Raw genomic sequence first — 23,606 nt, forward strand, 5'->3', positions numbered from 1 at the left:
TCGGTTCAAGAGTTCGTGTTCGCTGTCACGACGAAGAAGTCATCGGGGGTCGTGGGGAAGCCCATTCGACCTACATCGGCAGGCACCGGCTGGTACTCGAACAGTTGCCGCTCGTTGTACGCGAACAACTCCGCCCCCGTCTGTCCGGCCGAGTATATCGACACACTCTTCGTCCACGCTATCCGTCGCGGATCGGAAGTCGGGAAAAGAGTGGCGTTCTTGTACCGGAACTCGTCGGCGGTGTCGCGATAGGGCGGACGTATGGCCGAATACCGCTCGGCGGTCCAGTTTTGGTCCGCGTAATCGGGTGCACCCGGTTCGGTGGCGGTGAAAACGGAGAGCCACGGTGCCCACGAGGTCAATTTCTCCGTGGGTGCCTCGACACCCTGCGCGCGCTCGGCGAGACGACGACCGAATTCGTCCGCCCCCGCCGGATCCGCGGCGGTCAGCACATGCGGACGGTCGTCGGTGAACGGGGTCGCGGTCACGGTATCGCGACCGTCGAACGAGACGACGAACGCGTTGTGCGGATCGGCGAGTACCAGATGAAATGCGAACAATTTTCCGGAATCACCCACAGCGGGCAGCAGCCGGGTGCGCAGGAGTTCGACGGCCTGCTCGGCGGACGGCGCGGTCGCGCAATCGAAGCTCAGCCCGCCGGGTGCGAGCAATTCGACCCCGGGTGCGCCCGACACCGCATCGCCGGTCGCGTCGGCGCGGCCGTGTTCGTCCCACTCCGGTGTGAAGATCCGGCAATAGACACCGGTGCGGCGATGGAAGGCCAGCCACGATCCGCCTTCGATATCCAGCCCGCTCACGACCTCGGCCAATTCGGGGCTTTCCGCCGCCTGTACGGTCCACACCTTTTTGCGGAGATCCGAATTCTCGTGCCAGTGCGCCCCGTACGAGAAGGGTTGTGTCAGTCCGAGCCGGCGAGCCGCCTCGAAACCGTGCGGCCGATAAATGGAATTGTCCCTGGCCTCGATGGCGACGAAACGTTCGTTCGCGCGGTCCAGGAGAAACATACAGGTGCACATGGTGTTTCCGTTTCACATTTCCCGAAGGTCGGACAGGGTCAACGAGATGTTGTCGATCAGCCTGGTCTTGCCGATATGCGCGGCGACCAGCAGCCGGGCCGGGCCTGCCGCGGGTGCGGGCCCGAGATCGGGCGCCCGCAATTCGAGATATTCGACCTCGACCCCGGCTGCGGCGTCGAGTACCGCGCGGGCGGCGTCGAGTACCGCGGCGGCTCCCGCGCCGCTCGCGCGCGCCCCCGCGCGCAGCGCCGTCGGTATCGCCGTCGCCGAGCTCCGCTCGGCCGCGTCGAGGTAGCGGTTGCGTGAGGACAGCGCCAAGCCGTCGGGTTCACGCACGGTCGCGACCCCGACGATCCGGATGTCGAAGTTCAGATCGTGCACCATCTGCTGAATCAAAATCAGCTGCTGGTAGTCCTTTTCACCGAAGTAGGCGGCGTGCGGCCGGGTGATCTGCAGTAGCTTGGCCACCACGGTGAGCATGCCGCCGAAGAGCACCGGCCGGGTCGCGCCGCAGAGTTCGGTACCGAGCGGGCCCGGCGTGACGGTGGTCCGCCTGCCGTTCGGATACATGTCTGCCATGGTGGGCGTGAAGACCGTTCGCACGCCCGCCGCGCGCAGCCGGTCGAGGTCGGTCGCCAGCGTGCGCGGATAGCGGTCGAGATCCTCCGAGGCCCCGAATTGTAATGGGTTGACGAAGATCGAGACAATGCACTCGGAATCGTTTTCCTGCGCCTGTTCGACCAATGCGAGATGGCCGTCGTGTAAGGCGCCCATGGTGGGCACGAAGGTGACCGTGCGGCCCTGTGCCCGCAGCTTCGCGGAAATGTCGGAGATTACCGCGGGATCGTGCTGAACGATCAATGCTTCTTGTGCATAATTGGTGGCATCCGGTGGCTTCAACGATTCTCCCCTCCGGTTGGCTCCGAACGCGCTTCGGCAGCCGGAACGGGCGTATGGATAGATCACTTCGACGGTACCCGAACAGCGCCCGCAACGCAGCTGTTGACGTAATCGAGATCGGTTGCGGATCAACGATGTTGGTTTCGCTGGACGTCCGCCGAAACGTTGCCGATCGTGCGCGCACCGTGATATTGTTCCTTCCGGAACATAAATTATCGACGGCCCTGGGGAGGGCGCCGGCGATCTGGCATTCTCCGCTTGGGAATCAGACGGGTACTCAATGGTCATGCATGCGTCAGAAAACACCGGTAACCCGGTTGACGGGAATCCGGCCGATCCGAGTCCGACCGAAATCGAATTTTTGCAGTGGCGCGCGCTGAGCGCGGGCGACGGCGCTGAATTCTACGATCACGCGACCGCGTCGGACGCCGTGTTCGCGGTGCCCTCTCCACATGCGTCGCTGTCCCGGCGGATCATGTTGAACGCGGTCGGCGAAGCGCCCCCGATCGAGGCCTATCAGATACTTGAGTTCCACGAGCGATCGCTGGGCCCCGACGCGCATATCGTGTTTTACGAGATGTATCAGAAACGGGTGGGGTTGGACGGTATATACGCTGCTATTTCTACGGTGTATATACGTCGCGACAATCGCTGGCTCATGCAATATCATCAGCAAACTCCATTGCGTCGGGGATCGGCCGAGGGAGTTTCGCGGTGAGTGCCGATTACGATGTGCTGATCCTGGGCTCCGGCCTTTCCGGAAGCACGCTGTCGCTCTGTTTACAAGCGTCCGGGCTGCGTACCTGCATGGTCGACCCGAAGACCCATCCCCGGTTCGCGATCGGTGAATCGACGATCCCGAACACCTCGAAGCTCTACAAGCTGATGAGCATCAAGTACGGGGTGCCCGAGCTGGCCGCGCTCTCGTCGTTCGACAATCTCATCGGGTCGGTCGGCACCTGCGGCATGAAGAACAACTTCGGCTTCGTCTATCACGAGCCGGGCGCGACGGCGCGGCGCGCCCATCAGTTCCCGCTCTCGGAGATCGTGGAGACCGAGTCGCATCTGTTCCGGGCCGACGTCGATCACTGGCTCGCGCTGCGCGCCCGCGACTACGGTGCGGTCCTGCTGGAGGGGGTCGGCACCCGGCGACTGGACATCACCGAGGCCGGGGTGCTCTTCGAAGGCGATGAGGGAACACGGATTTCGGCCGAATACGTGGTCGATGCCGGTGGGCGGAGCTCGCCGGTCGCCGCGGCGCTCGGACTGCGCACCACCGAGGGCCTGCGCACCACCTCGAAGTCGGTGTTCACCCATATGACCGGCGTGACGCCGTTCGACGAGATCACCTCGGTGCATGGGCCGCGCGAATGGCACACGGGGACACTGCATCACGTCTTCGACGGCGGCTGGATGTGGGTGATCCCGTTCGACAACAGCGAGAAATCGGCCAATCCGCTGTGCAGTGTCGGCATTGTCTGGCGCATCGACGACGGTGACGAGGCGCCACTGGCGAATCCCGAGCGGGCATTCGCCGATTTCCTGGCGACCTATCCGGAAATCGGCAAGCAATTCGTGCACGCGCGCACCGCGAGATCGTGGATCAGCGCGGGCAGGCTGCAATACTCCTCGACCCGCACCGTCGGTGATCGGTGGTGTCTGACGTCGAACGCGGCCGGGTTCATCGATCCGCTGTTCTCCCGCGGTATGCAGAACACCGCGGTGGTGGTGGATCGGCTGGCCGAACGGTTGATCGATCGCTTCCGCGGCGGTTTCACGCCGGAGACCTTCGACGACATCGAACACATGCAGTCGAGCCTGATCGAAGAGAACGATTTCCTTGTCGGGAACGCCTTCCGTTCGTTCACCGACTATGAACTCTGGAACGCGTGGTTCCGGGTGTGGCAGGTCAATCAGGTGACCGGCACCATGCGCACCGAGAAGCGGTTGCGGCAGGTCACCGCGCTCGCCGCCGCGCGGGCCGCGGGCAAAGCGCCGGCGCAGCAGCCCGATCCGGCGCCCGGCACCGGGCTCGACGGTTTCATCGACGCGTTCTATCAGAAGTCGGATCAGATCATGGAGTCCTACTGGCACCGGCGGACGAGCCGCGACAGCGCGGTCGCCGAGTTCGCGAAGTTGTTCGCGGAGGTCGATTTCGTGCCGCCGTCCTTCGGTCTGACCGACATGTCCCAGCCCTACTTCGATATCGACATGGACAAGGTGGCCGCCGCGGTCGCGTGGGCGCGCCAGGCCAGGCCCGGAATTCGTGAGCTCTACCTCGGCGGGCTGCCCGCATCGGAGAGTTAGGTGCAGATGAACCCAGTAGATCTCTCGGCATACGACGACCGCGTCTCGGCCGCGGTTTCCGGCTCGCTGAACGGGCTGCTCAGATTCGATCGCACCATGGTGACGTCGCTGGACGAGCTGGACCACGACGACGCCGAGCAGCCCGTCATCGTGATGCTGCGCGCGTACCTGTATCTACTCGGGGGTGTGCGCCCACCGGCGGAAGTCGTTGCGGCCCTGCGCGATATCGATCAGGGCGCGATCACCGCGCTGGAATCGGGCCACCTGGACGCGATCCGGCAGCTGCTGCGCGGCGATTTCGGCGCCGCGGGCACCACGCTGCTGGAGATATCGTGGCAATTCCCCTCGGACGCACTGGCTTTGGCTGCCGGGCATCAGGTGGATTTCCTGACCGGCGCCACCGGAACGCTGCTCGCGCGCTTGACCGCGAGCCCGCTGCTGACCGAGGGTGCGACCGAGGCGTATCCGTACCTGCTGGCGATGCTGGCGTTCGCGCTCGGGGAGAACCATCGCTTCGACGAGGCATATGCGGCGGGTAGCCGGGCGCTCGAACTCGCCCCCGACGACAATCCGTGGGCGGTGCACGCGTGCGCGCACGCGCTGTTCGAGACCAGGGATCACGGTGCGGTCGGGGAGTTGCTGTCATCGACGCGGTCCCGGTGGAACGCCGAAAGTTGCCTGCTGCGTACGCATCTGAGCTGGCATCACGCGCTGAACTCGATGGCGGGTTCCGACCATGACGCGCTGGTCGGGCTCACCGGCGAGGTCACCGGTGTGCTCGGGGCCGAATGCTCGGCCATGCAATTCTGTGACGCGGTCTCGCTGCTGTGGCGCCTGCGGTTGGCGGGGCGGGCCGGGCCGGAGGAGTTCACTGCCGTCGCGGACAAGGCGTCGGAGATCCGTGCGGCCTCGAATTCGGCGTTCGTGGATCTGCACGTGCTGCTGGCCATCATCGGCGCCGACCGGCACGAACTCGCCAAGCAGGTGGCCAACGAAATCGGTGCGGAGGCAACCGATATCGCCGCGCATCTGATCGGCACCCGGCGCACCGCGGTGGGCGTCGCGGAGAGCTTTCTCTACTACTGCCAGTCCAATCCCGAACAGGCGGTGCGGCAGTTGATCTCGGTGCTGCCTGCCGTGGTCGGCGTCGGCGGCAGCATGGTGCAACGCGATCTTGCCTTGGAACTGCTGGTCAGCTGCGACTACGGGCGCCGCCCCGACCTGACGATTCCCGCGGGCGTCGGCATCGACAAACGCCCGCTCGTGACCAATCTCCGTTTGTGAAGGAATGAGCGAACGAATGACGCACGCAACCCTACCCATCTGCACCCGCACCATCACCGGACCGTCCGCGTGGCGCAGCAGCGACTACACCGATCCCGATCAATGGACCACCCCGCTGACCACCGACGACGTCGGCGAATTGTTCGCCGCGCTGCAGCACTGCCGGCGTACCGGCAAAGAACTCGGTGAGATCACCCGTGCGGACTTTCCGCTCGACGGGCTGGCGCGCAAGCTCGCCGCGGTATCGGAGACCCTCGTCTCCGGACGGGGGTTCGCCGTGCTCAGCGGCTTTCCCATCACGGCCGATATCCCGCGCTCCGACATCGAACTCATGTATTGGGGTGTCGGCGCGCACCTGGGGCCGGCCGTGACGCAGAACGCCCGTGGCGACCTGCTGGTGCCGGTCAAGAACTACGGCAACGGCGGTCTGCTGAACGCGGCCACCCGCGGCTATCAGACCAACGAGGCGTTGCCGTTCCACACCGACAGCTCCGACATCGTCGGGCTGCTCTGTCTGCATTCGGCGGGCGAGGGCGGCTACAGCAGCCTCACCAGTTCGGTGACCATCCACAACGACCTGCTGCGCGAGCATCGGGAACTGCTCGGCCTGTACTACGCCGGTTTCTATTACGACCGGCGCGACGAAGAGGTCGACGGTGAGCGGCCGTACTACCGCAACTCCGTGTACGCCTGGCACGAGGGCAGGCTCAGTTGCCGCTACTACCTGCGGCAGTTCGTCGAGTCCGCGCACGAGCGCTTCGATTTGGACCTTTCCCCGGTGGAGCGGTACGCCCTGGACACGTTCGAGGCCATCGCAGCCCGCCCGGAGAACAAGATCACCATGCGGATTCGCCCCGGCGATATCCAGTTCCTCAACAACAACGTGGTCGTGCACGCCCGCACCGCGTTCATCGACACCGACCAGATCGCCCGTGAGCTACTGCGGCTCTGGCTCAATCCGTTCGATGCGCCGACGCCGCCGCCTGGGCACGCGGCGTTCCGTGAAGGTATGCCACTGAAACAAATTCGCTGATCGGGGATATCGTGTCATGGGTGTCTGGCTCGATCGGCGTCGAAACGAGGTCAGGAGTGCTGAATTGCAGTCTCGGATAATGACGGATCACACCCTCGGGGGCGTCCGTTGAGGCGCGCTCGTCCGGTCGCCGTGGTCGCGCTGGCCTTCGCGGTCTGGTTGACGAGCGTGGCCTGCGGTACCGGCGGCGACGTGCCCGACGGGGCCGACTCGAGCAAGGCGACCCAGTCCGCGACACCGCCCGACGACCAGCTGAACCTCGATGCGACGGCGAACGTCCGCTTCGCGCTGGAGCCGGTCAGTCTGAACACCTTCACCACCGCGGGAGTCGCGCTCGATCAGGCCTTGCTCGACAACGTCTACCAGGGCCTGGTCACGGTGGACGCCGACGCGCAGGACAAGATAGTGCCCGGCCTGGCGACCTCGTGGGAGCAGTCGCCGGACGGGTTGAGCTACACCTTCCACCTCGTCCAGAACGCGAAGTTTCACGACGGTTCACCGCTGAGCTCCGCCGATGTGGTGTGGTCGTTGCAGCAGCAGATCGCGCCGGGCTCCAAGTCGCTGCGCGCGGCCGACCTCGCCTCGATCGCGGCGGTGACGGCGGCGGACCCGGCCACCGTGACAATCCAGCTGAAACAGCGCGATACCAACCTGCTGTGGAACCTGACCCAGCGCGGCGGCATCGTCTACAAGGCGGGCACCGACTTCGCCGCGCTCGACGGCGCGGAGAACGGGTCGGGGCCGTTCCGGCTGGCGCAGTGGAATCGCGGCTCGACCCTCACCCTCGCCCGCTGGGACGACTACTGGGGGCCGAAGCCCAAGGTCGCGAAGGTGGTGTTCCACTACATCATCGACGCCAACACCGCGAACAACGCCGAACTGACCGGACAGATCGACGTGCAGACCGCGACGGATCCCACACTGCTGCAACCGTTCACCGGTGCCGGTGACAAGTTCAGCGTGCTGCGCGGCACCAGCACCGACGAATACACCCTGGCCTTCAACGAAGCCAATCCGGTCTTGGCGAATCCCGATGTGCGCCACGCTATTCGGCAGGCGCTGGACAAGAAGGCGATCATCAAGGCGGTGGGCGCCGGTATCCAGATCGGCAGCCCCGTGCCGCCGCAGGATCCCTGGTACGAGGACCTGACCTCGCTCGACGAATACAACCCCGAGAACGCGAAGAAGCTGCTGGAGAAGGCCGGCTACGGCAACGGCCTCACCCTCTCGGTGGAGTATCCGAACCACTACGTCACGGCGCTGAGCGACATTCTGGTCTCCAACCTCAAGGACGTCGGCATCACGCTCAACGTTCGGGTGGTCGAGTTCCAGACCTGGCTGTCGAAGGTGTACAAGAACCACGATTACGAACTGAGCGTGGTCAATCACGCCGAGGCGCGCGACGTCGGCAACTACGCGCGCGCCGACTACTACTTCGGCTACGACAACAAACAGGTACAGCAGTGGTATCAGGAGGCGCGTACCGCGGACAGCGAAGACGCGCGTAATGCGCTGCTGCGCAAGATGACCCGGCAGATCGCCGAGGACGCGCCGTGTGACTGGCTGTTCCTCGTCGAGCTGAACACGGTGGTGCGCAAGGGGGTTTACGGTGTGCCGCAGCACGAGACCAATAACCGGTTCCCGCTGACCGAGCTGGCGGTCGCCAAGTGACGGAGGCCTTTTGCTCTGGTATGTGATCCAGCGAGTCGGGCTGCTCCTGGTGTCCCTCGCGGTGGCCAGCGTGCTCGTCTTCGGCCTGCTGCGGTTGCTGCCCGGCGATGTCGCGGCCACCGTCGCGGGCCTGCAGGCGACACCGGAGCAGATCGCCGCCATCCGCACCGATCTCGGACTGGATCGCTCGCTGCCGGAGCAGTACCTGTCCTGGATCGGCGGCGTCTTCCACGGCGACTTCGGTCACTCCCAGCTCAACGGGACCTCGGTGGGGGCGGAACTGCGGCAGAAGCTGGCCGTCACCGGCCCGCTCATCGCCGGATCGCTGGTGATCGCCCTGGGTTTGGCGGTGCCGCTGGGGACGTGGGCCGCGATCCGGCATCGCAGCAGGACCGGCGAGGCGGCGAACGCGCTGTCCCAGCTCGGCATCGCGGTGCCGGGGCTGTGGCTGGCGATGCTGCTCATCCTGGTGTTCGCGGTGGAACTGAAAATACTGCCGGCGCAGGGGTTTCCGGCGGATCGCTGGGCGGAGCCGGGTGAGGCGATGCGCAGCCTGATCCTGCCGTGCGTGACCCTCGGTCTCTCCGAGGGCGCGGTGCTGTTCCGGTTCGTGCGCTCGGCGATCCTCGGGGTGCTGTATTCGGAGTATCTGCGGACCGCGCGAGCCAAGGGGCTGACCCGGACACAGGCGTTGGTGCGGCACGGTTTTCGCAACGCGGCGCCGCCGGTGGTGTCCATCCTCGGGTTGCAGTTCGCGGTGCTGATCGTGGGCGCGGTGGTGATCGAGCGGGTGTTCACCCTGCCCGGCGTCGGCAGCATGCTGCTGTCCGATGTCGCGAACCGCGACCTGGTCAAAGTGCAGGGCGAGGTGCTGCTGATCGTCAGTGCGGTGCTGGTGATCGGCTTCGCCGTCGACATCGTGCACCGCCTCATCGACCCGCGGGTGGAGGCCACACTGTGATTCGAGCCGTGCAGCGACCCAAGTGGCGGCGCAGGCGTCGCGCCGTGCAGGTCGTGCTGGCCGCCCTGATCCGAAAGCCCAGTGGCGCTTTCGGGTTGGTGATGGTCGGCACCCTGATCGGCGCGAGCCTGGTGTCGCTGTGGTGGACGCCTTACGACCCGCAGGCCACCGATACGAGCCGAGCGTGGTTGCTGCCGTTGCGCGAGGGCCATCTGCTCGGCACCGACCGGGTCGGCCACGATGTGTTCAGTCAGGTGCTGGCCGGTGCGTGGCAGACGCTCGCGGTGGCGCTGGTGGTCGCGGCGATCGCGGGCACGCTCGGGCTGACGCTGGCCATGGCCGCGCAATTGTTCCCGCACCCGGTCGGCTCGGTGGTGGTGCAGCTGATCGACATCATGATCGCGTTCCCCGCCCTATTGCTGGCGATGGTGCTGGCGGCGGTCTACGGCGGGTCGATGCTGACGGTGGCGGTGGCCATCGGGATCAGCTCCGGCGTGGCGGTCGCCAGAGTGGCGCGTGCCGAGGTGGCGCGCGTGCTGACCAGCGATTTCGTGCTCGCGGCGCGGGCCGCCGGTGCGTCGACGGGCCGCGTCGTGGTCAAACACCTGCTGCCCGCCATCGCGCCCACCCTGATCGTGCAGCTGTCCTGGGTGATGGCGCTGGCCGTGCTCGCCGAGGCGGCACTGACCTACCTCGGCTACGGCAGTTCGCCCTCGGCACCGTCCTGGGGCGGCATCCTGCGCGCGCAGCAGGACTACATCAAGGTGCGGCCGCTGCTGGTGGTGTGGCCGGGCCTGGCGGTCGCGCTGACGGTGCTCGGGTTCAATCTGCTCGGTGACGCGCTGCGCAGCGTCACCGATCCCCGGCTGCGCAAAGGAGTGCCGACCCGATGACACTGCTGAAGGTGACCGGGCTGACCGTCGAGATCGGCGATCGGGTCCTGCTCGACGCGGTCGACTTCGAGGTGGCGGCGGGCGGCCGGCTCGGTCTGATCGGCGTCTCCGGATCGGGGAAATCCCTACTCGCCCTGGCGATCATGGGATTGCTGCCGGAGGAGGCACGGGTGCGCGGCAGCATCACCCTCGACGGGATGGAGCTGCTCGGGCGGGCCGACCGCGAGCTGTCGAAGATCCGGGGCCGCCGGATGGCGATGGTGTTCCAGGAACCGCTGTCCGCGCTGAATCCGTTGATGCGCGTCGGCAAGCAGATCGCCGAACCGCTGCGGCTGCACCGGCAGATGGGCAGGCGCGCCGCCGACGCCGCGACCATCGAACTGGCGGCCCGGGTCGGCTTGCCGGACCCGGCGCACATCATGCGCGCCTTTCCCCATCAGCTCTCCGGCGGTCAGCGACAGCGCGTCGGCATCGCGATGGCGCTGGCGGCCCGGCCCGCCCTGTTGATCGCCGACGAGCCGACGACGGCCCTCGACGTCACGGTGCAGGCCGAAATCTTGGCGCTGCTCGAGGATTTGGTGTCGGAGGAGGGGACGGCGCTGCTGTTCATCACGCACGATCTGGCGGTACTGGCGCAGGTGACGCAGCGGGTGCTGGTCATGGGGGAGGGACGGGTGCTGGCGGACGGAGACCTGGCGCAGACTCTGCGACAGTCGCAACATCCTTACCTGCGAACGCTATTGACGCAGGCGCGCGCATCGTCGTTCCGTCGGGACCCGGCGCGCTCGGGCGCCTGCGGTGGGCCTGCGGAGGTGGTGTCGTGATGCTGCTGGAGGCCACGGACTTGAGCCGGTCGTTCCGGTTGCCGCGCACCAGTCCGCTGCGCCGCGCGCCGCGGCGGCACGCGGTGCGTTCGGTGAGCCTGTCGCTGGCCGAGGGCAGCCACCTGGGGATCGTCGGCGAATCCGGTTCCGGGAAGTCGACCTTGCTGCGCTTGCTGCTCGCCCTCGATCGTCCCGACGCGGGCGAGGTGCGGTACCAGGGCAAACCGGTACGCGGCCGCGACCTGGCCTGGTTTCGCCGGGAAGTCCAAGTGGTGCTGCAGGATCCGCTGAGTTCGCTGGACCCGCGCATGATCGTCGGCGACTCGATCGCCGAACCGCTGGAATGCCTGCGCATTCCGGGCAACCACGACTATCGGGTCGCGGAACTGCTCGTCGCGGTGGGCCTGGAACCCGATGCCGCGGCCCGCTATCCGCACGAGTTCTCCGGCGGTCAACGCCAGCGCATCGCGATCGCGCGCGCCTTGGCCCCCAACCCGAAGGTGCTCGTCGGCGACGAACCGTTCTCCGCCCTGGACGCCCCCACCCGCGCCCAGATCATCGAACTATTGCGTGATCTGGTCGAGCAATTCGGCCTCTCGCTGATCCTCGTGTCCCACGACGTCGGCGTCGTCCAGCAGCTGTGCGACCAACTGCTGGTTCTGAAGGACGGCGAGATCGTCGAGCGCGGTCTCGCGGACGAGGTGCTGGCGCACCCCGCGCACCCGTACACCCGGGCTCTCCTCGACGCCGTGCCCATGCTGCCGTTCTGAGCCGCCGCCGGTTCGGGGCGGGTCAGCGGGGGCCGTCGGGGTGCGCGAGATCGTATGCGCGGGCGAGCTTCTGCGGGACGACCAGGCGCCAGGCATCCACCACCAGCTCGCGGGCCTCGCGGGGGTCCAGCGCGGCGAGGTCAGCGTGGACCCAGTTGAAGCGCATGTCCGAGCTCGACGGGAGCTGGAATTTGTGCGGTTCGCTCGCGACGAGCGCCGCGCGCTCCTCCTTCGGGAAGCCGAAGCCCATCACCGTCTCGTCGAGCGAGAACGCCACGTAGACGATCTGCTTGACGCGGAACTTCAGCCTGCCGCGCACGTAGACCTGGTACGAGCGTTCCAACTCGTTCCCCAGCGCGCTGACGTCCTCGATCACCGCCACGGCCGGTCGCCTTCGCTCCGGCCCGAAGCCGTCATCGGGAGTCCATTGCCGCGTATCGGCGTTCGCCATGGCAGCGGTTCGCTCATGTCTTCGCTCCAGTCTCACGACCCCTGTGCAGATACCGACGAGAAACCGGCCCGGAATTCATCGGCGCCGCCGAGATCAGCCGGCGTGTGCGCGATGTCGCCGACTGGCGCACGCGGCGACCCAGGAAATCGACTCGCTATCTGTCGGTGACCGGGGTCAGGATCAGGCGGGCACCGCGGGCGGGGACGTTGGTGATGTTGCGGACGCGGCCGGGTTCGGGGGTGCCGGGGAGTTCGAGGCGGTAGCGGCTGAGCACGGTGCGGAGCACGACCGCGCCCTCCATGAGGGCGAATCCCGCGCCGAGGCACCGGCGCACCCCGCCGCCGAACGGCAGCCAGGTCTGGGGCGTCACGTCGCCGTCGAGGAAGCGTTCCGGACGGAATCGCGCCGGCTCAGCGTGATTGGCGGGGTTCTGGTGGGCGAGGGCGATCGAGGTGGAGACGCGGGTGCCGCGGGGGAGGGCGACGCCGCCGATGGTCAGGTCGCGGGTGAGCTGGCGTTGCACGCGCCCGATCACCATGCGGTGGCGCAGTGCCTCTTTCATCACTGCTTCGAGGTATTTATCGTCGCCGTCGCGGGCGGCCTGGCGGGCGCGGTCCTGCACCTCGGGCGCGGCAGCCAGTTCGTGGCAGGCCCAGGACAGCGCGGACGCGGTGGTCTCGTGCCCGGCGAGCAGCAGCGTGACGAGCTGATCGCGCAGTTCGGCGTCGCTGAGCGGTTCGGTCGAGGGATCGTCACCGGAGCCGACCGCGAGCAGCCGGGACAGCACATCGGCGTACTGGTCGATGTCGGGATGGCTACGGCGGCGGGCGATCTCGGCGTAGAGCAGCTCATCGATCGCGGTGAGCGTGTCGGCGAACCGGCGCCACGGCCCGAAACGGCGCAGCCACGGCCATTTCCAGCCGAGCAGCACGACGGGGCTGACCGCGGTGATGCGGCGCAGCTGCGGCGTCAATTCGGCTCTGCGCTGTTCGTCGGCGACGCCGAACACCACCTGGGTGATCACGTCCAGCGTCAGATCCTCCATGCGCGCGAGGATGCGCTCGGTGCCGGCGTCCCACCGCTCCACCTGGGTCTTGGTGATGTCCTCGACCAGGGCGCGGTAGCCGCTGAGAGCCGCGCCGGTGAACGCGGGCATGAGCAGCCTGCGCGCGCGGGCATGTTCGCGACCGTCGGTGAGCAGCACCGAATGCTCGCCCATGATCATCGCCAGTTCCCGATACGCCTCGCCGGCATGCAGATCCGCGGGCGCGGCGGCGAAGATCTCCTTGATGTGCTCGGCCCGGGAGAACACCACGATGCGGTCCGGGTAGGGCGGCAGCAGCCGCACGGTGAACACGTCGCCGAAGCGGCGGGCCTGCGCGGTGAGGAATTGCGCGTGCCGCTTGGTGTGCAGCACCGTCTGGAGTAGTCGAGGTAGTCGGGGTGCCGGTGGGTACGCGCCGGTCATCAGGTGGTCCTTTCCGCCGAGTCGGGCTGAGGCCGCCCCGCCGCGCCCGCGCGCCGCGCATAGCCCTCGATGACGACGAAGGCGACCGCGCTGAGCGCTGCGGCCGCGATCGGCAGGGCGAAGGGACTGAACAACGAGAGGGTGATGCCACCGGCGATGCTGCCGAGGGTGACGCCCAGATAGGTCGACGACGAGTTGAGGGCCAGCACCTGGGTCGCCGAGTCCGGCGCGGAATCGAGCAGCATGGTCTGCATGGCGGGTGCGTTCCAGTAGAGCGACAGCGACCACACGAGGGTCAGCAGCACGAGAACCGCCAGCGGGATGGGCGCGAACGCGGTGAGCACGGAGAAGATGACCATCGTGCCGAGGAACAGGCCGAAGCCGATGCGCAGCGCCGCCGACGGCCCCTTCTTGTCCACGTAGATGCCGCCGGCGACCGAACCGACCAGACCGGCGACGCCGGCCACCGCGAAGAGCAGACCGCGTTGGCGCAGTGACGAATTCGAGAAGTCGGCGGCGAACGGGCCGAAATAGGTGAACATCATCAGCGCGCCGCCGAGCAGAATGGTGTTGCCCAGCAGCACAGTCACCACCGGACGACTGGACAACGCCGTGAGATGTGTTCGCGCCGACACCAATTCGCCGGGCTTGTTGAGGTGCGCCCGCACCCCGAACAGCAGCGCCGTCGACAGCACGCTCAATCCGGCGAAGACGACGAAGTTGCCGCGCCAGCCGAACACGCTGGCGCACAGCGTGCCGAAGGGCACCCCCACCGCGAGTGCCCCGACGATGCCGGTGGACACGATGCCGATGTAGGCACTGCGCTTCTCCGGCGGCGCCAGCATGGGGGCCAGCGCGAACATCGCGGGCAGGCACGCGGCGGCGGCGCCGGCGGCGAGGATGCGCAGCACGATCAACTGCCAGAATGAATCGGCCAGGGCGGCCAGCAGATTCGCCACGATGAAGACCGCGGCCGCGCCGACGAAGACGCTGAACCTGCTGCGCCTGGCGGAGGCGAACGCGATCAGCGGCGCGCCGAGCACCAGTACCAGCGAATAGGTCGAAACGAGCTGTCCTGCCGCGGATTCCGAGATGCCGAGGTCGGCGGCCAGCTCGGGCAGTACCCCGGCGATCATGTAGTCGTCGGTGTAGAAGACGAACACGGCGAAGGTGATCGCGATCAACCAGAACGGCATCGGGCCTCCAATGGCACGGATGGTCAGGGGATGAGCAGGTCCGGGGCGATCGCGGCGGGGTCGATGCGCAGCGACCGCTCGCTCATTGTCGATCGATCCGGGGTTCCCGTGGCGAAGATCACCGTCCAGTCCCGGTGATACAGCGGATCACCGTCCCAGGGCCGCCACGCGATGTGCGGGGTCAGCGTGACCCGGCCCTTATCGATCCACGGTCGCAACAGTTCGGCCCGCTCGGCGGTTTCGACGTCGCTGGTGAGCCGTCCGGTCCCGGCCGAGAGCCAGCGCAGCAGTGCGTCGGGGTCGACCGGGGCGCAGCGCGCCGGATTGATCAGGTGCCCGTCGTCGCGCAGCAGGGCGAAGAGGGTGTCGTCGAGGAAGTTCACCAGCTCGGGCAATCCGGGCAGCGCGACGACCATCAGGTGCGCGTCGCGGCGGGGGAGCCGATCCAGCGGCATCGCCGTCGCCGCGTCGTCGAGCGGGTGCGCGGTCGCCGACCGCGGGCGGATCACGGTGACCTGTGCGCCGAGCCCGGCCAGCGTGTGCGCGACGGTGCGTCCGAACGCGCCGTAACCCACCACCAGCGTGGTACGCCGGTGAAACGGCTTCGGCATGTCCGCGAATGTGTCCGCGGCGCAATGCAAGACCTGCTGGGTGACGACGTACTCCGCCAGCGAGGGAGCGTAGGCCCGCGCACTGCGGGTGACCAGATTGTCGCGCGCGAGCTCGTCGACATGCGGATATCCGGGTGCGGAGGAGACGAGATGCACCCAGCATTCCCTTGTCGCGGCGGCGGTTTCGGCCAGCTCAGCGGCGGAGAGGTCGTGGGCGGCGAGGGCGAGCATCTTGCGGGTGAGCGGGGTGCCGGGCCGCACCGGTTCGATGCCGACCCGCTGCCGGCGCAGCGCGCCGGCGACGGCGGCCGGGTCGGTGGACGCTCCCAGACAGTACAGCGTCGATCGATCCACCGTGACGGCGCGCATCAGCGTCCGTCGGTCAACGCCAGTGGCACGCGGATATGGCCGTGCAGCACCACCGAGTCCCGCCATTGCCTGCCGGGCAGCAGCCGGGCATCAGGATAGGCGGTGAGGAAGCTGCCGACCGCCACCTGCCCCTGCACCTTCGCCAAAGACGCGCCGAGACAACGGTGTACGCCGGTGGAGAAGCTCATGCTGGTGCGTGCCGCCACGTTGGCGACATCGAGACGACCCGGGTCCGGATAGGCGCGCGCGTCGTAGTTGACCGCGCCGACCCAGATCAGCGCGCCGGTGCCGGGCGCGACCACCCGGTCACCGATCTTGGTCTCGACCCGCGCGGTGCGGTGCGTCAGCTGGATGGGGGAGTCATAGCGCAGCAACTCCTCGAACCACGGGTCACTCAACCGGCCCTGGTCGAGCACCTGGTCGCCGAGACCGTGTTCGAGCACGGTGACAATGGAATTCGCGATGAAGCTGACCGTGGTCTCGAACCCGGCCGCGAAGACGAAGCCGACCAGGGTGAGCAGTTCCGGGAAGGTCAGCTCGCCTGCCAGGTGCATGTGCACGCAGTCCTTGAGAAACCCGTCGCGCAACTGGTCCGGGTCGGTGCGGCAGTCCAGCACGAAGTCGGTGAACTTGCGCGCCACCGTCATGCCGCGCCGATAGTCCGGATAGGTGATCCCGACATCGAGCAGTTTGGCGCCGTGCCCGCCGAGCGCGTCGAGCATGTCCTCGCCGAGATCGGGGATGCCGAGGAAGTCCGAGATCACTCGGATGGGGATCTTGCGGGCGAAATCCGCTACCAGGTCGATGCTTTCGCGGCCATCGAGTTCGGCGAGCACCGCTTCGGTGTGGCCGGTGATCACGTCGATCGACGCGGTGACCGCGCGATGGGTGAACATCGGGAACACCAGTTTGCGTAACCGGGTGTGCTCGGGCGGGTCCATGAACACCAGGGCGGGCGCGTCGAGGGCGATCGGCACCGACCGGCGGGTGAGCCAGCGGTAGAGCCCCGCGGCGGGCGGAATCGCCACCGGCTGGTCGGCGGACCAGTCGTTGCTGCGCAGGATCTCTTCGCTCTCCTCGTAGCCGGTGACCACCAGCCCCGCGGCGCTGTCGTGCACGCCGGCGTCGGCACCGACCTTGGTCAGCAGTGTCCGGTACGGGTCGCCCTTTTCCGGCGGTCGCAGGAACAGCCTGCCCACATCGTTGCCGTCGCCGAGCATCGAGTCGGGCAGCAACCGCAGCGGCCCGTGTAGGAGAAACCAGCGAATCGGATCAGTGACCACCGAGCTCACGGAGGACAACGTCGACACCCCCTTGTCGTTTCATTGCGGCATAGAAGTTTTCGCGTTCGAAGCGGAACAGCGCGGCCTGCTTGTGCGGCAGGTCGATCTCGCCCAGTTCGTGGCCGTCCACCACGGTGCAGACGCTGCGGTCCAGCGCGCGCACCAGTTGATTGGCCGCCGACGGGTCCGAGATCACGCCCGTGCACTCGGGATAGGTCTCGAAGACACCGGCGATTAGCGCCACCCAGAACGGCAGCGCGTATCCGAAGTAGTCGGGTTCGCCGATGCAGCCGTGCATGCCCATATCGCGATCCGGGGTGTCGTAGTAGTCGGCGACGACATCGAGCGCGACGCGATAGAGCTCGACGTATCCGCCGTGCCGGCCGCCCTGCCCGACGAGGAAGGGCCGGGTCTTGTTGTCGGAGAACTGGAATTCGATCTCGGTCTGCCAGCCGTCGCGATCCCAGTCTTTGTGCATCGCGAACTGTACGTGCGGCCGCGCCATCCACTCGACCACCTGGTCGATCTCGGCGGCGGTGCTCGGTGTCACCGGGGTGAGCTCCCACGGCCGCGGCAGCGTCGGCACCTGCCATTCCTGAAAGGCAAAGTCGGTCAGCGGTGTTCCGCGCCGTCGGGATCGGTCGATGGGTACTCGCCTGCTTGCCACTGCTCACCCCGCATTCGCGACTGCCAGGAGTTCGAGCGCGGTCAGGACGGCCTCGGTGCGGCCGCTGAGCCGGGCCCGCCCGCCGAGGCGGATGTGATCGAATGTCGCGTCGACGGGCAGGTGCGCGATCCGGTCGGCGCCCTCGATCGCTCTGCCGACGCGCCACAGCCAGCCGCCGGATGCCTCGTGATCCACCTTCGGCTCGGACCAGTCGAGCCCGGCCTGGATCCGGAGATTGAGCAGCTCGAGATCGGTGCCGGTGATGATTCTGGACTGGAACGGCACCTCGCCGCCGGAGGCCCGCGCGCACACCTCGCTGACCACCACATCGGCGAAGGCCGGTCCGCTGGAGAGGTATTCCACGTGCGCGGTGAACGTGCCGTCGAGCCCAAGCGCGGTGCAGGTGCGGATCGCCAGGTCGGCCAGCTCAGCCTCCAGCTCGGGTGCGACCCTGGCCGAGCCGGAGGGCCCGCCGGTGGTCAGATCCAGCAGTGAGCGGATGTAGAGACCCGAGAACAGATGCGTCACCGTGCCGTTCACCACGAGCACTTCCGAATGGTACTGCGGGCCTTCGAGCAGTCGCTCGATCAGGCCGTCGCCGAGCGCGGCCGGATCGACCGCGGCGAACTTCTCGATCCGGATGCCGCGCAGATTGGCCTCCGCGGCGGGTTTGACGATGACGAGCTCGTCGTCGCCGAAGCCGGGATGACCAGCGGTCGACTCGACCGCGCCCGCGGTGACGATCAGCGACTCGGGCACCGGGATGGCGGCCGCCTCCAGCGCGCGCCGCATCCGCCCCTTGTGCCGGTAGTTCTCCAGCGAGCCGGGCACCGGACTCGCCAGCCCGCGCTCGCGGCACAGCTGTGCCGCGAGGCCGAGCAGGTATTCGTCGTTGGTCACGATCGCGGTCGTGCCCGCCGGGATCAGGGCCTGCCATGCGGCGAGCTCGGCGATGTGCTGGTCGCCGAGGTCGTCGAGGGTCACTTCGGCATCTCGGACCAGCGGTACCTCGCCGGTGCGCAGAATCCGCAGTTCGGCGCCCGCCGCCGCCACGGCCGCGCCGAACTCGGCGAGCCCCTCGCTGCCGAGCGACTGCTTTGCCTGGAGCAGGACCACCGTCGCGCGCTCACCTGATGACAACACGCCTCCATGCCTCTAGGTGCTGGTCGACGCGCTGGCAGCCCGTGACGACGGCTTCCGGATCGCGTGCCAGCGATATTCGGATCAGGTCGGTGCCGAGATTCGGCTGCTCCCAGTAGAACAGCTCGCCGGGCAGGACGTGTACCCCGGTCTTGCCTAGCTCGGTGTACAGCGCGTTGGCCGTGACACCGTCGGGCAGCCGGAAGGTGTCGACCGAGATCCGCGAGTCCGGATAGGCCGGGGGCAGTTTGATGTTGTCGCGGGCGAGTGTCCGGTTGCGCCGGATGTCCTCGCGCAGTTGGTCGTAGCCGCCGTGCCTGCCGTCCTCGGCGAACAGCTCGATGACGCGCAAGATGAACGGCGACGCCGAGAGCATGTGGTCGGAATACATCCGCGCCAGCGCGAGCGGGTTGGTCGCGTTCCAGTTGAGGAAGCCCGCCTTGAGTTCCTGCAGGGGCCAGAGCTTTCCGGTGTCCTCGATGATCACCCAGTCCAGGTCGTGGCGGCCGAGCACCGCGTACATGTCGTACTGCGCGCGCGGATCCTGTGCCCGGAAGCACGAGTCGATGACCAGGACCGTGCCGCGCTCGGCACACGCCGTCGCGATCTCGTGCAGCCGGTCCGCGTCGAGCACGGTGCCGGTCGGGTTGTTCGGCGAGACGATGAACAACACCCCGTTCGGCGGGGGTATCCCGTCGAGTGGCCCACGCACCAGGGCGGTTTCGGCCACCGAGCGGATGCGCAGGCCGTGCCCGGCCAGCAGGTCGTGCAGGTTGTCGAAGGTGGGCTCGACCATGGCCACGGGGCGACCGGCGAGCCGGATCGCCTTGCCGATCATGTCGATCGCGGTGGAGGAGGAGTAGCAACTGCGAAAGCTGACCTCCTCGGCGAGGCCGCTGTGCTGGCCGATCGAGGAGAGGAACGCGGCCCGCGCGCTCTTCTCGACCACGTCCACCGGCAGCTTGCGGGTGTGCGCGAAGACCTCGGGGAAGGCCGCGACGATCTCGGATTGAGTGGTGGACAGCGACATTCGCGGATGCCCGTCGGACAGGTTGACCCCGTCGACGAGCGCCCTGACCTCGAGGTCGGTGATGTTGTCACGCATGCAGACGACCATCCTGTTGTATCCGGGTCCGCCGGGCGGCCGCGGCGAGCGCCATGATCTCGAAGATCACCGCGACGCCGAGATGCGCCGTGATGTCGGCGGAGTCGTACGGCGGCGAGATCTCGACCAGCGAGACCGTCTTGATGTTCGGCAGGTCGAGCTCGCGCAGCAGGCGCAGGGCGAAGGCCGATGACGGCCCGCCGACCTCGGGGGTGCCGGTGCCCGGCGCGCACGACGGATCGACGAAGTCGATGTCGAAGGTGAGCGCGACCGGGTTCGCGCCGACCTTGTCCCGCGCGATCCGCCCGAGTTCGGCGCAGCCGAGCGAGAGTGCCTCGTCGCTGTGGATCACGGTGAATCCCATGCCGTCCGGGGCGAGATCCTCGCGCGGCACGCTGCCGCGCATGCCGATCTGCACGCTGGTGGCCGGGTCGATCAGACCTTCGTCGACCGCCCGGCGATAGACCGTGCCGTGGAAGTGCTCGACCCCGAAATAGTTGTCGAGCACATCCCGATGCGCGTCCAGCTGGACCAGCGAGAGCGGCCCGTGATGGCGTGCGGCCGTGCGTAATTCGGCGATGGCGAGGCTGTGGTCGCCGCCGACCAGGATCGGCAGCGCGCCGATCCGGTGCACCGCGTCGACGCCCTGTTCGATCAGGTCGAGGGTCTGTAGGTGATAGCCGGGGATGATGTGCACGTCACCGCCGTCGACCACCGAGAGCAGGTCGGTGATCACCAGGTCGCGTTCGCGGCTGCCCAGCCGGGCGAGCGTGCTCGCGGCGCGCACCGCCTCGGGGCCGAAGCGGGCGCCGCTGCGATAGCCCGTCGCACCGTCGATCGGCACCCCGAGAATGACGGCGTCGACGCCGTCGGCCTCGGTGAGCTCGCGCACGGGCCGATACGGGAGCCGGAAGAAGGTGCGCGGGCCCGAACTCAACCGGGAGACCGCTTGGCTGTCGGTGTAATCAGTCATCGTGGGAGTCCTTGGATCGCAACAGGATTGCCGTCACGATCCCGGTCTCGTCGAGGCCGGGCGTGTCCACGTCCTCGGCGACCACCTCGAGCCCCTCGCTGTCGAACAGATCGAGCCAGTACCGCTTGGTCGCCAGGCGCTGATCGGTGAACGGGTGCAGCAGGAAGTAGTGGTTGTAGTAGTTGGTCCGGTGCGGGTCCTTCATCAGTTCCGCGTCGTCCCAGCAGTAGTCGATATCGATGACGAGCAATTCCAGTCCGGGATTGTTGTCGAACAGGGTGCGCAGGAACTTGCGGACACCGGGTTCGCCCTCCTGCCCGAGGATCTCGTGGATGACGAAGCTGATGATGCCGAAGTCGTAGTGCGACTCGGTGTGCTCGAGGTGGCCGATCGCATCCGCGTTCACGATGTCGATGCGGTCCGCGTGCAGCGAACCAGTGACGAATTCCACTGCGGCCGCGGCCCCCTCGGGGCTCGGCTCGATGCCGGTGAGCCGCATCAGCGGATACTTCTCGGCCAGCGTGGTCAGAAAGATGCCGCTGCCGCAACCGAGGTCGATGCCGCTGCGGTAGGTCTTACCGCGTTGGTCGAGCACCCGGTACATCAATGGGATCGCGTCGTGCACGCTGATCGCGCAGCTGCCGACGCCGACCATGCGGCCGTCCCTCGGCACCGCGGCGGGGTCGGTGAAACCCTGGCCGATCTCGAGGAAGGTCCGGCCGTAGCCGCCGATCATCATCTGGTACCAGCCGCGGGCCTCCCAGATTCGCACCAGCTTGTCGGTGGCGTGATCGTCCTCGGTGTATCCCGCGGTGCGCAGGAACAAGCGCAGCGCCTCGACCCGTTCCGGCGTCGTCACGACCGACTCCAGCGCCTCGGTGGCCGAACTGCCGTTCACCACGATCTGTTCGAGTACCCCGTGTTCGATCAGGTTGTACAGCACTGCTGACTGGACGAATCCGCTGAACGGTTCCAGCGCTTCGATCAGGCGATTCCGGGTGAGCATGTCGTTCATACCTCTCTTGCGGTTGTTCTCCGCGGGTCAGCCAGCGGCGAGCCGATCGGGATCACCGACGAATGCGAGTTCGTATTTGGTCTGCCGATATCCGTATGCCCCCGAGGACAGGTTCGTGAACAGCGTCCAGTCGGAAAGCCGAGGTGCGACCGGCAGCAGGCCCCGCCCGCTCGTGCGACCGGGCTTCGGGCAGATGAGGTCCAGTCCGGCGATCTGGGACAGCAGCGTCGTCGCGCCCTCGATGCGCTCGGTGAAGTTCCCGATGCCCTGCAGCAGCGTGGTGCGCTCGGCGGCCCAGAAGCCGTAGCGCTCATCGAAGCTCGCCGACTCCAGCGCGGCGGTGAAATCCCGCTCGGTACTGGTGGCGAAGCGGTGCAGCTTGGCAAGGAGCACCGCGGGTTCCTTCGCCGAGGTCGGCCCGCCGTCGAGGACCCGCTGCGCGAGTTCGTGATACATCCGCGCCTTCGCCGACATCCGCGCCAGCGCCTGCACCCAGGCCGGGTGGGTCATGCCGGTGCGGGCACGGAACATATTGCATCGCTCGACCGAACCGTCGATGAAGACCTGGGCGTTGGGCACGAACGCGTGGTCGAACTCGATGATCGCGTCCTGTTCGTCCAGCACATCGATCGACTCGTCCGCAAGCTCGTGTGCCCCACGGAAACCCGGGCGCGCGTGCACCGTCACGCCGTCGGCCTCCGGTGCGACGGCGACGCAGAGCGCGGTATCCGCCTCGGCCTGCGTCAGCATGCGATAGGGGTAGACGAGCAGCACGTCGGCGTAGGGCGCGAGGGTGGCCAGCTGCTTGAAACCGCTCAGATAGATGCCGTCGGAATCACGGTCCACGACCCTCAGCAGATGACGCTCGGAAATGCGCCCTCGTTCCGAGATATCGGAAATCGCATGAGTGAGGATCGAATTGGCGGCGCGGCAGGCGCGATGGAACTCGCGCACCCGCTCGGCATTCTCGCCGAAATGCGTGGCATTCGCCGCCCAGGCGGAGACGATGCCCGCGAGGAAATCGGGGCTGCGGCCGAGGAGGCCGCCGCTGTGCGCGGCGAATCTGCGCAGTTGTCCGGCGTATTCGAGGAATTGATCTCTGGTCGCAGGCGGCGTCCAGATGCAGTCCCAGAACAATTTCAGTTCCGGATTGGTCCGCAACCCGTCCAAGGTCTTCGCAAACGGCGTGCGATCCGTCTCCGCGAGCGCGGCGGAAATGCTGTCGGTCGTGGAGGTGATCTGCTGAGTTTCCAATGGATTTCCTTAGCCTGCAACCCGGATGCCTGCCGTTGACAGCGCTTCCGAGCGTATGAGTAACCTTGCGGCTATCGGTGTTGCGGCCCGAGCGGTGTGTATACCCCTATGAATCAGGTCGAATGCATGGAAACCCCCGCTCGCGAGATGGACAACCTGTAGCATGCCTCGCTCCCGCGAGCGATGAGAACCCCCTGATCGGGGGGTTGTCATTCACGCCGAAATGGCGAGAATGCACCCCTTATCGATCGTGTAATAACAGTTGTCGCACCGCATCTCGTCGCATGCGGCACATGTCAGGAGTATGCGCTTCGCAGCGTTGCGGGGTAGGGGTGTCGGTGCTAGATTCGGGCCACCGGGGGCTGAGCTTTCCCTGATTCGGGTGTACGGAGAA

General features: G+C 67.1%; 22 protein-coding genes. 9 read left to right on the forward strand and 13 right to left on the reverse strand.

Annotated elements, in window-relative coordinates; translation table 11 throughout:
* Positions 1 to 5: 5 nt before the first annotated feature.
* Together F5X71_RS16790 and panC are read right to left on the reverse strand one after the other, a co-directional pair.
* Complete coding sequence (locus F5X71_RS16790; RefSeq protein ID WP_167462813.1) at positions 6 to 1,025, reverse strand: hypothetical protein; 1,020 nt, start codon at positions 1,023 to 1,025, stop codon at positions 6 to 8.
* Between the two features lie 24 nt (positions 1,026 to 1,049).
* Positions 1,050 to 1,937, reverse strand: a complete 888-nt coding sequence (gene panC / locus F5X71_RS16795; protein ID WP_238815936.1) for a pantoate--beta-alanine ligase — start codon at positions 1,935 to 1,937, stop codon at positions 1,050 to 1,052.
* 280 nt (positions 1,938 to 2,217) lie between these two features.
* On the opposite strand from panC, the gene F5X71_RS16800 reads away from it, so the two are divergent.
* The 9 genes from F5X71_RS16800 to F5X71_RS36985 all read left to right on the forward strand — a co-directional run bounded on the left by F5X71_RS16800 (position 2,218) and on the right by F5X71_RS36985 (position 11,680).
* Positions 2,218 to 2,655: a hypothetical protein gene (locus F5X71_RS16800; protein ID WP_167462814.1), complete on the forward strand. Its 438-nt coding sequence runs from the start codon at positions 2,218 to 2,220 to the stop codon at positions 2,653 to 2,655.
* Positions 2,652 to 4,244, forward strand: a complete 1,593-nt coding sequence (locus F5X71_RS16805) for an NAD(P)/FAD-dependent oxidoreductase (protein WP_167462815.1) — start codon at positions 2,652 to 2,654, stop codon at positions 4,242 to 4,244. The genes F5X71_RS16800 and F5X71_RS16805 overlap by 4 nt, the downstream gene beginning before the upstream one ends.
* Before the next feature lie 6 nt (positions 4,245 to 4,250).
* Complete coding sequence (locus F5X71_RS16810; RefSeq protein ID WP_167462816.1) at positions 4,251 to 5,528, forward strand: hypothetical protein; 1,278 nt, start codon at positions 4,251 to 4,253, stop codon at positions 5,526 to 5,528.
* A gap of 16 nt (positions 5,529 to 5,544) precedes the next feature.
* On the forward strand, positions 5,545 to 6,561 hold the full coding sequence (locus F5X71_RS16815) for a TauD/TfdA family dioxygenase (protein ID WP_167462817.1): 1,017 nt from the start codon (positions 5,545 to 5,547) through the stop codon (positions 6,559 to 6,561).
* Between the two features lie 108 nt (positions 6,562 to 6,669).
* On the forward strand, positions 6,670 to 8,232 hold the full coding sequence (locus F5X71_RS16820) for an ABC transporter substrate-binding protein (RefSeq protein WP_167462818.1): 1,563 nt from the start codon (positions 6,670 to 6,672) through the stop codon (positions 8,230 to 8,232).
* Between the two features lie 10 nt (positions 8,233 to 8,242).
* Positions 8,243 to 9,193 (forward strand): ABC transporter permease, encoded by a 951-nt coding sequence (locus tag F5X71_RS16825; RefSeq protein ID WP_167462819.1) that lies wholly within the window; start codon positions 8,243 to 8,245, stop codon positions 9,191 to 9,193.
* Positions 9,194 to 9,201: 8 nt separating this feature from the next.
* On the forward strand, positions 9,202 to 10,086 hold the full coding sequence (locus tag F5X71_RS16830; protein ID WP_238815937.1) for an ABC transporter permease: 885 nt from the start codon (positions 9,202 to 9,204) through the stop codon (positions 10,084 to 10,086).
* The gene (locus F5X71_RS36980; protein ID WP_167462820.1) at positions 10,083 to 10,910 is read left to right on the forward strand and encodes an ABC transporter ATP-binding protein; all 828 of its coding nucleotides are present in this window, start codon (positions 10,083 to 10,085) and stop codon (positions 10,908 to 10,910) included. The genes F5X71_RS16830 and F5X71_RS36980 overlap by 4 nt, the downstream gene beginning before the upstream one ends.
* Positions 10,910 to 11,680: an ABC transporter ATP-binding protein gene (locus F5X71_RS36985; protein WP_167466521.1), complete on the forward strand. Its 771-nt coding sequence runs from the start codon at positions 10,910 to 10,912 to the stop codon at positions 11,678 to 11,680. Before F5X71_RS36980 ends, F5X71_RS36985 begins: the two co-directional genes overlap by 1 nt.
* 22 nt (positions 11,681 to 11,702) lie before the next feature.
* Here the strand turns inward: F5X71_RS36985 and F5X71_RS16845 are convergent, their stop codons facing one another.
* The 11 genes from F5X71_RS16845 to F5X71_RS16895 all read right to left on the reverse strand — a co-directional run bounded on the left by F5X71_RS16845 (position 11,703) and on the right by F5X71_RS16895 (position 23,212).
* Positions 11,703 to 12,062 (reverse strand): MmcQ/YjbR family DNA-binding protein, encoded by a 360-nt coding sequence (locus F5X71_RS16845; RefSeq protein WP_167466522.1) that lies wholly within the window; start codon positions 12,060 to 12,062, stop codon positions 11,703 to 11,705.
* A 223-nt stretch (positions 12,063 to 12,285) separates the two neighbouring features.
* Positions 12,286 to 13,599, reverse strand: a complete 1,314-nt coding sequence (locus tag F5X71_RS16850) for a cytochrome P450 (protein WP_167462821.1) — start codon at positions 13,597 to 13,599, stop codon at positions 12,286 to 12,288.
* Positions 13,599 to 14,795, reverse strand: a complete 1,197-nt coding sequence (locus F5X71_RS16855) for an MFS transporter (RefSeq protein WP_167462822.1) — start codon at positions 14,793 to 14,795, stop codon at positions 13,599 to 13,601. The genes F5X71_RS16850 and F5X71_RS16855 overlap by 1 nt, the downstream gene beginning before the upstream one ends.
* 23 nt (positions 14,796 to 14,818) lie before the next feature.
* A complete protein-coding gene (locus F5X71_RS16860) occupies positions 14,819 to 15,775 on the reverse strand; it encodes an NAD(P)-dependent oxidoreductase (RefSeq protein ID WP_167462823.1) in 957 nt (318 codons plus the stop codon).
* Positions 15,775 to 17,058: a cytochrome P450 gene (locus F5X71_RS16865; RefSeq protein WP_167462824.1), complete on the reverse strand. Its 1,284-nt coding sequence runs from the start codon at positions 17,056 to 17,058 to the stop codon at positions 15,775 to 15,777. Before F5X71_RS16865 ends, F5X71_RS16860 begins: the two co-directional genes overlap by 1 nt.
* A complete protein-coding gene (locus F5X71_RS16870) occupies positions 17,048 to 17,644 on the reverse strand; it encodes a GNAT family N-acetyltransferase (protein WP_167462825.1) in 597 nt (198 codons plus the stop codon). Before F5X71_RS16870 ends, F5X71_RS16865 begins: the two co-directional genes overlap by 11 nt.
* An 84-nt stretch (positions 17,645 to 17,728) precedes the next feature.
* Positions 17,729 to 18,865 (reverse strand): ATP-grasp domain-containing protein, encoded by a 1,137-nt coding sequence (locus F5X71_RS16875; protein WP_167462826.1) that lies wholly within the window; start codon positions 18,863 to 18,865, stop codon positions 17,729 to 17,731.
* Positions 18,852 to 19,970 carry a pyridoxal phosphate-dependent aminotransferase gene (locus F5X71_RS16880; RefSeq protein ID WP_167462827.1) on the reverse strand — a complete coding sequence of 373 codons (1,119 nt, stop codon included), beginning with the start codon at positions 19,968 to 19,970 and terminating at the stop codon, positions 18,852 to 18,854. Before F5X71_RS16880 ends, F5X71_RS16875 begins: the two co-directional genes overlap by 14 nt.
* Positions 19,963 to 20,943 carry an arginase family protein gene (locus F5X71_RS16885; RefSeq protein ID WP_167462828.1) on the reverse strand — a complete coding sequence of 327 codons (981 nt, stop codon included), beginning with the start codon at positions 20,941 to 20,943 and terminating at the stop codon, positions 19,963 to 19,965. The genes F5X71_RS16880 and F5X71_RS16885 overlap by 8 nt, the downstream gene beginning before the upstream one ends.
* A complete protein-coding gene (locus F5X71_RS16890; protein WP_167462829.1) occupies positions 20,936 to 21,949 on the reverse strand; it encodes a methyltransferase in 1,014 nt (337 codons plus the stop codon). The genes F5X71_RS16885 and F5X71_RS16890 overlap by 8 nt, the downstream gene beginning before the upstream one ends.
* Positions 21,950 to 21,985: 36 nt before the next feature.
* Complete coding sequence (locus F5X71_RS16895; protein WP_167462830.1) at positions 21,986 to 23,212, reverse strand: 4-hydroxyphenylacetate 3-hydroxylase N-terminal domain-containing protein; 1,227 nt, start codon at positions 23,210 to 23,212, stop codon at positions 21,986 to 21,988.
* Positions 23,213 to 23,606 lie beyond the last annotated feature (394 nt).

The organism is Nocardia brasiliensis (assembly GCF_011801125.1).
GTDB classification, from domain to species: Bacteria; Actinomycetota; Actinomycetes; order Mycobacteriales; family Mycobacteriaceae; genus Nocardia; species Nocardia brasiliensis_C.

Excerpts from the sequence above, each read along its gene's own strand:
- F5X71_RS36980 (WP_167462820.1), top strand. The coding sequence starts at position 10,083 with ATGACACTGCTGAAGGTGACCGGGCTGACCGTCGAGATCGGCGATCGG.
- F5X71_RS16815 (WP_167462817.1), top strand. The coding sequence starts at position 5,545 with ATGACGCACGCAACCCTACCCATCTGCACCCGCACCATCACCGGACCG.
- F5X71_RS16880 (WP_167462827.1), bottom strand. The coding sequence starts at position 19,970 with ATGCGTGACAACATCACCGACCTCGAGGTCAGGGCGCTCGTCGACGGG.
- F5X71_RS16790 (WP_167462813.1), bottom strand. The coding sequence starts at position 1,025 with ATGTTTCTCCTGGACCGCGCGAACGAACGTTTCGTCGCCATCGAGGCC.
- F5X71_RS16855 (WP_167462822.1), bottom strand. The coding sequence starts at position 14,795 with ATGCCGTTCTGGTTGATCGCGATCACCTTCGCCGTGTTCGTCTTCTAC.
- F5X71_RS16800 (WP_167462814.1), top strand. The coding sequence starts at position 2,218 with ATGGTCATGCATGCGTCAGAAAACACCGGTAACCCGGTTGACGGGAAT.
- F5X71_RS16890 (WP_167462829.1), bottom strand. The coding sequence starts at position 21,949 with ATGCTCACCCGGAATCGCCTGATCGAAGCGCTGGAACCGTTCAGCGGA.
- F5X71_RS16860 (WP_167462823.1), bottom strand. The coding sequence starts at position 15,775 with ATGCGCGCCGTCACGGTGGATCGATCGACGCTGTACTGTCTGGGAGCG.
- F5X71_RS16885 (WP_167462828.1), bottom strand. The coding sequence starts at position 20,943 with ATGACTGATTACACCGACAGCCAAGCGGTCTCCCGGTTGAGTTCGGGC.
- F5X71_RS36985 (WP_167466521.1), top strand. The coding sequence starts at position 10,910 with ATGCTGCTGGAGGCCACGGACTTGAGCCGGTCGTTCCGGTTGCCGCGC.
- F5X71_RS16850 (WP_167462821.1), bottom strand. The coding sequence starts at position 13,599 with ATGACCGGCGCGTACCCACCGGCACCCCGACTACCTCGACTACTCCAG.
- F5X71_RS16810 (WP_167462816.1), top strand. The coding sequence starts at position 4,251 with ATGAACCCAGTAGATCTCTCGGCATACGACGACCGCGTCTCGGCCGCG.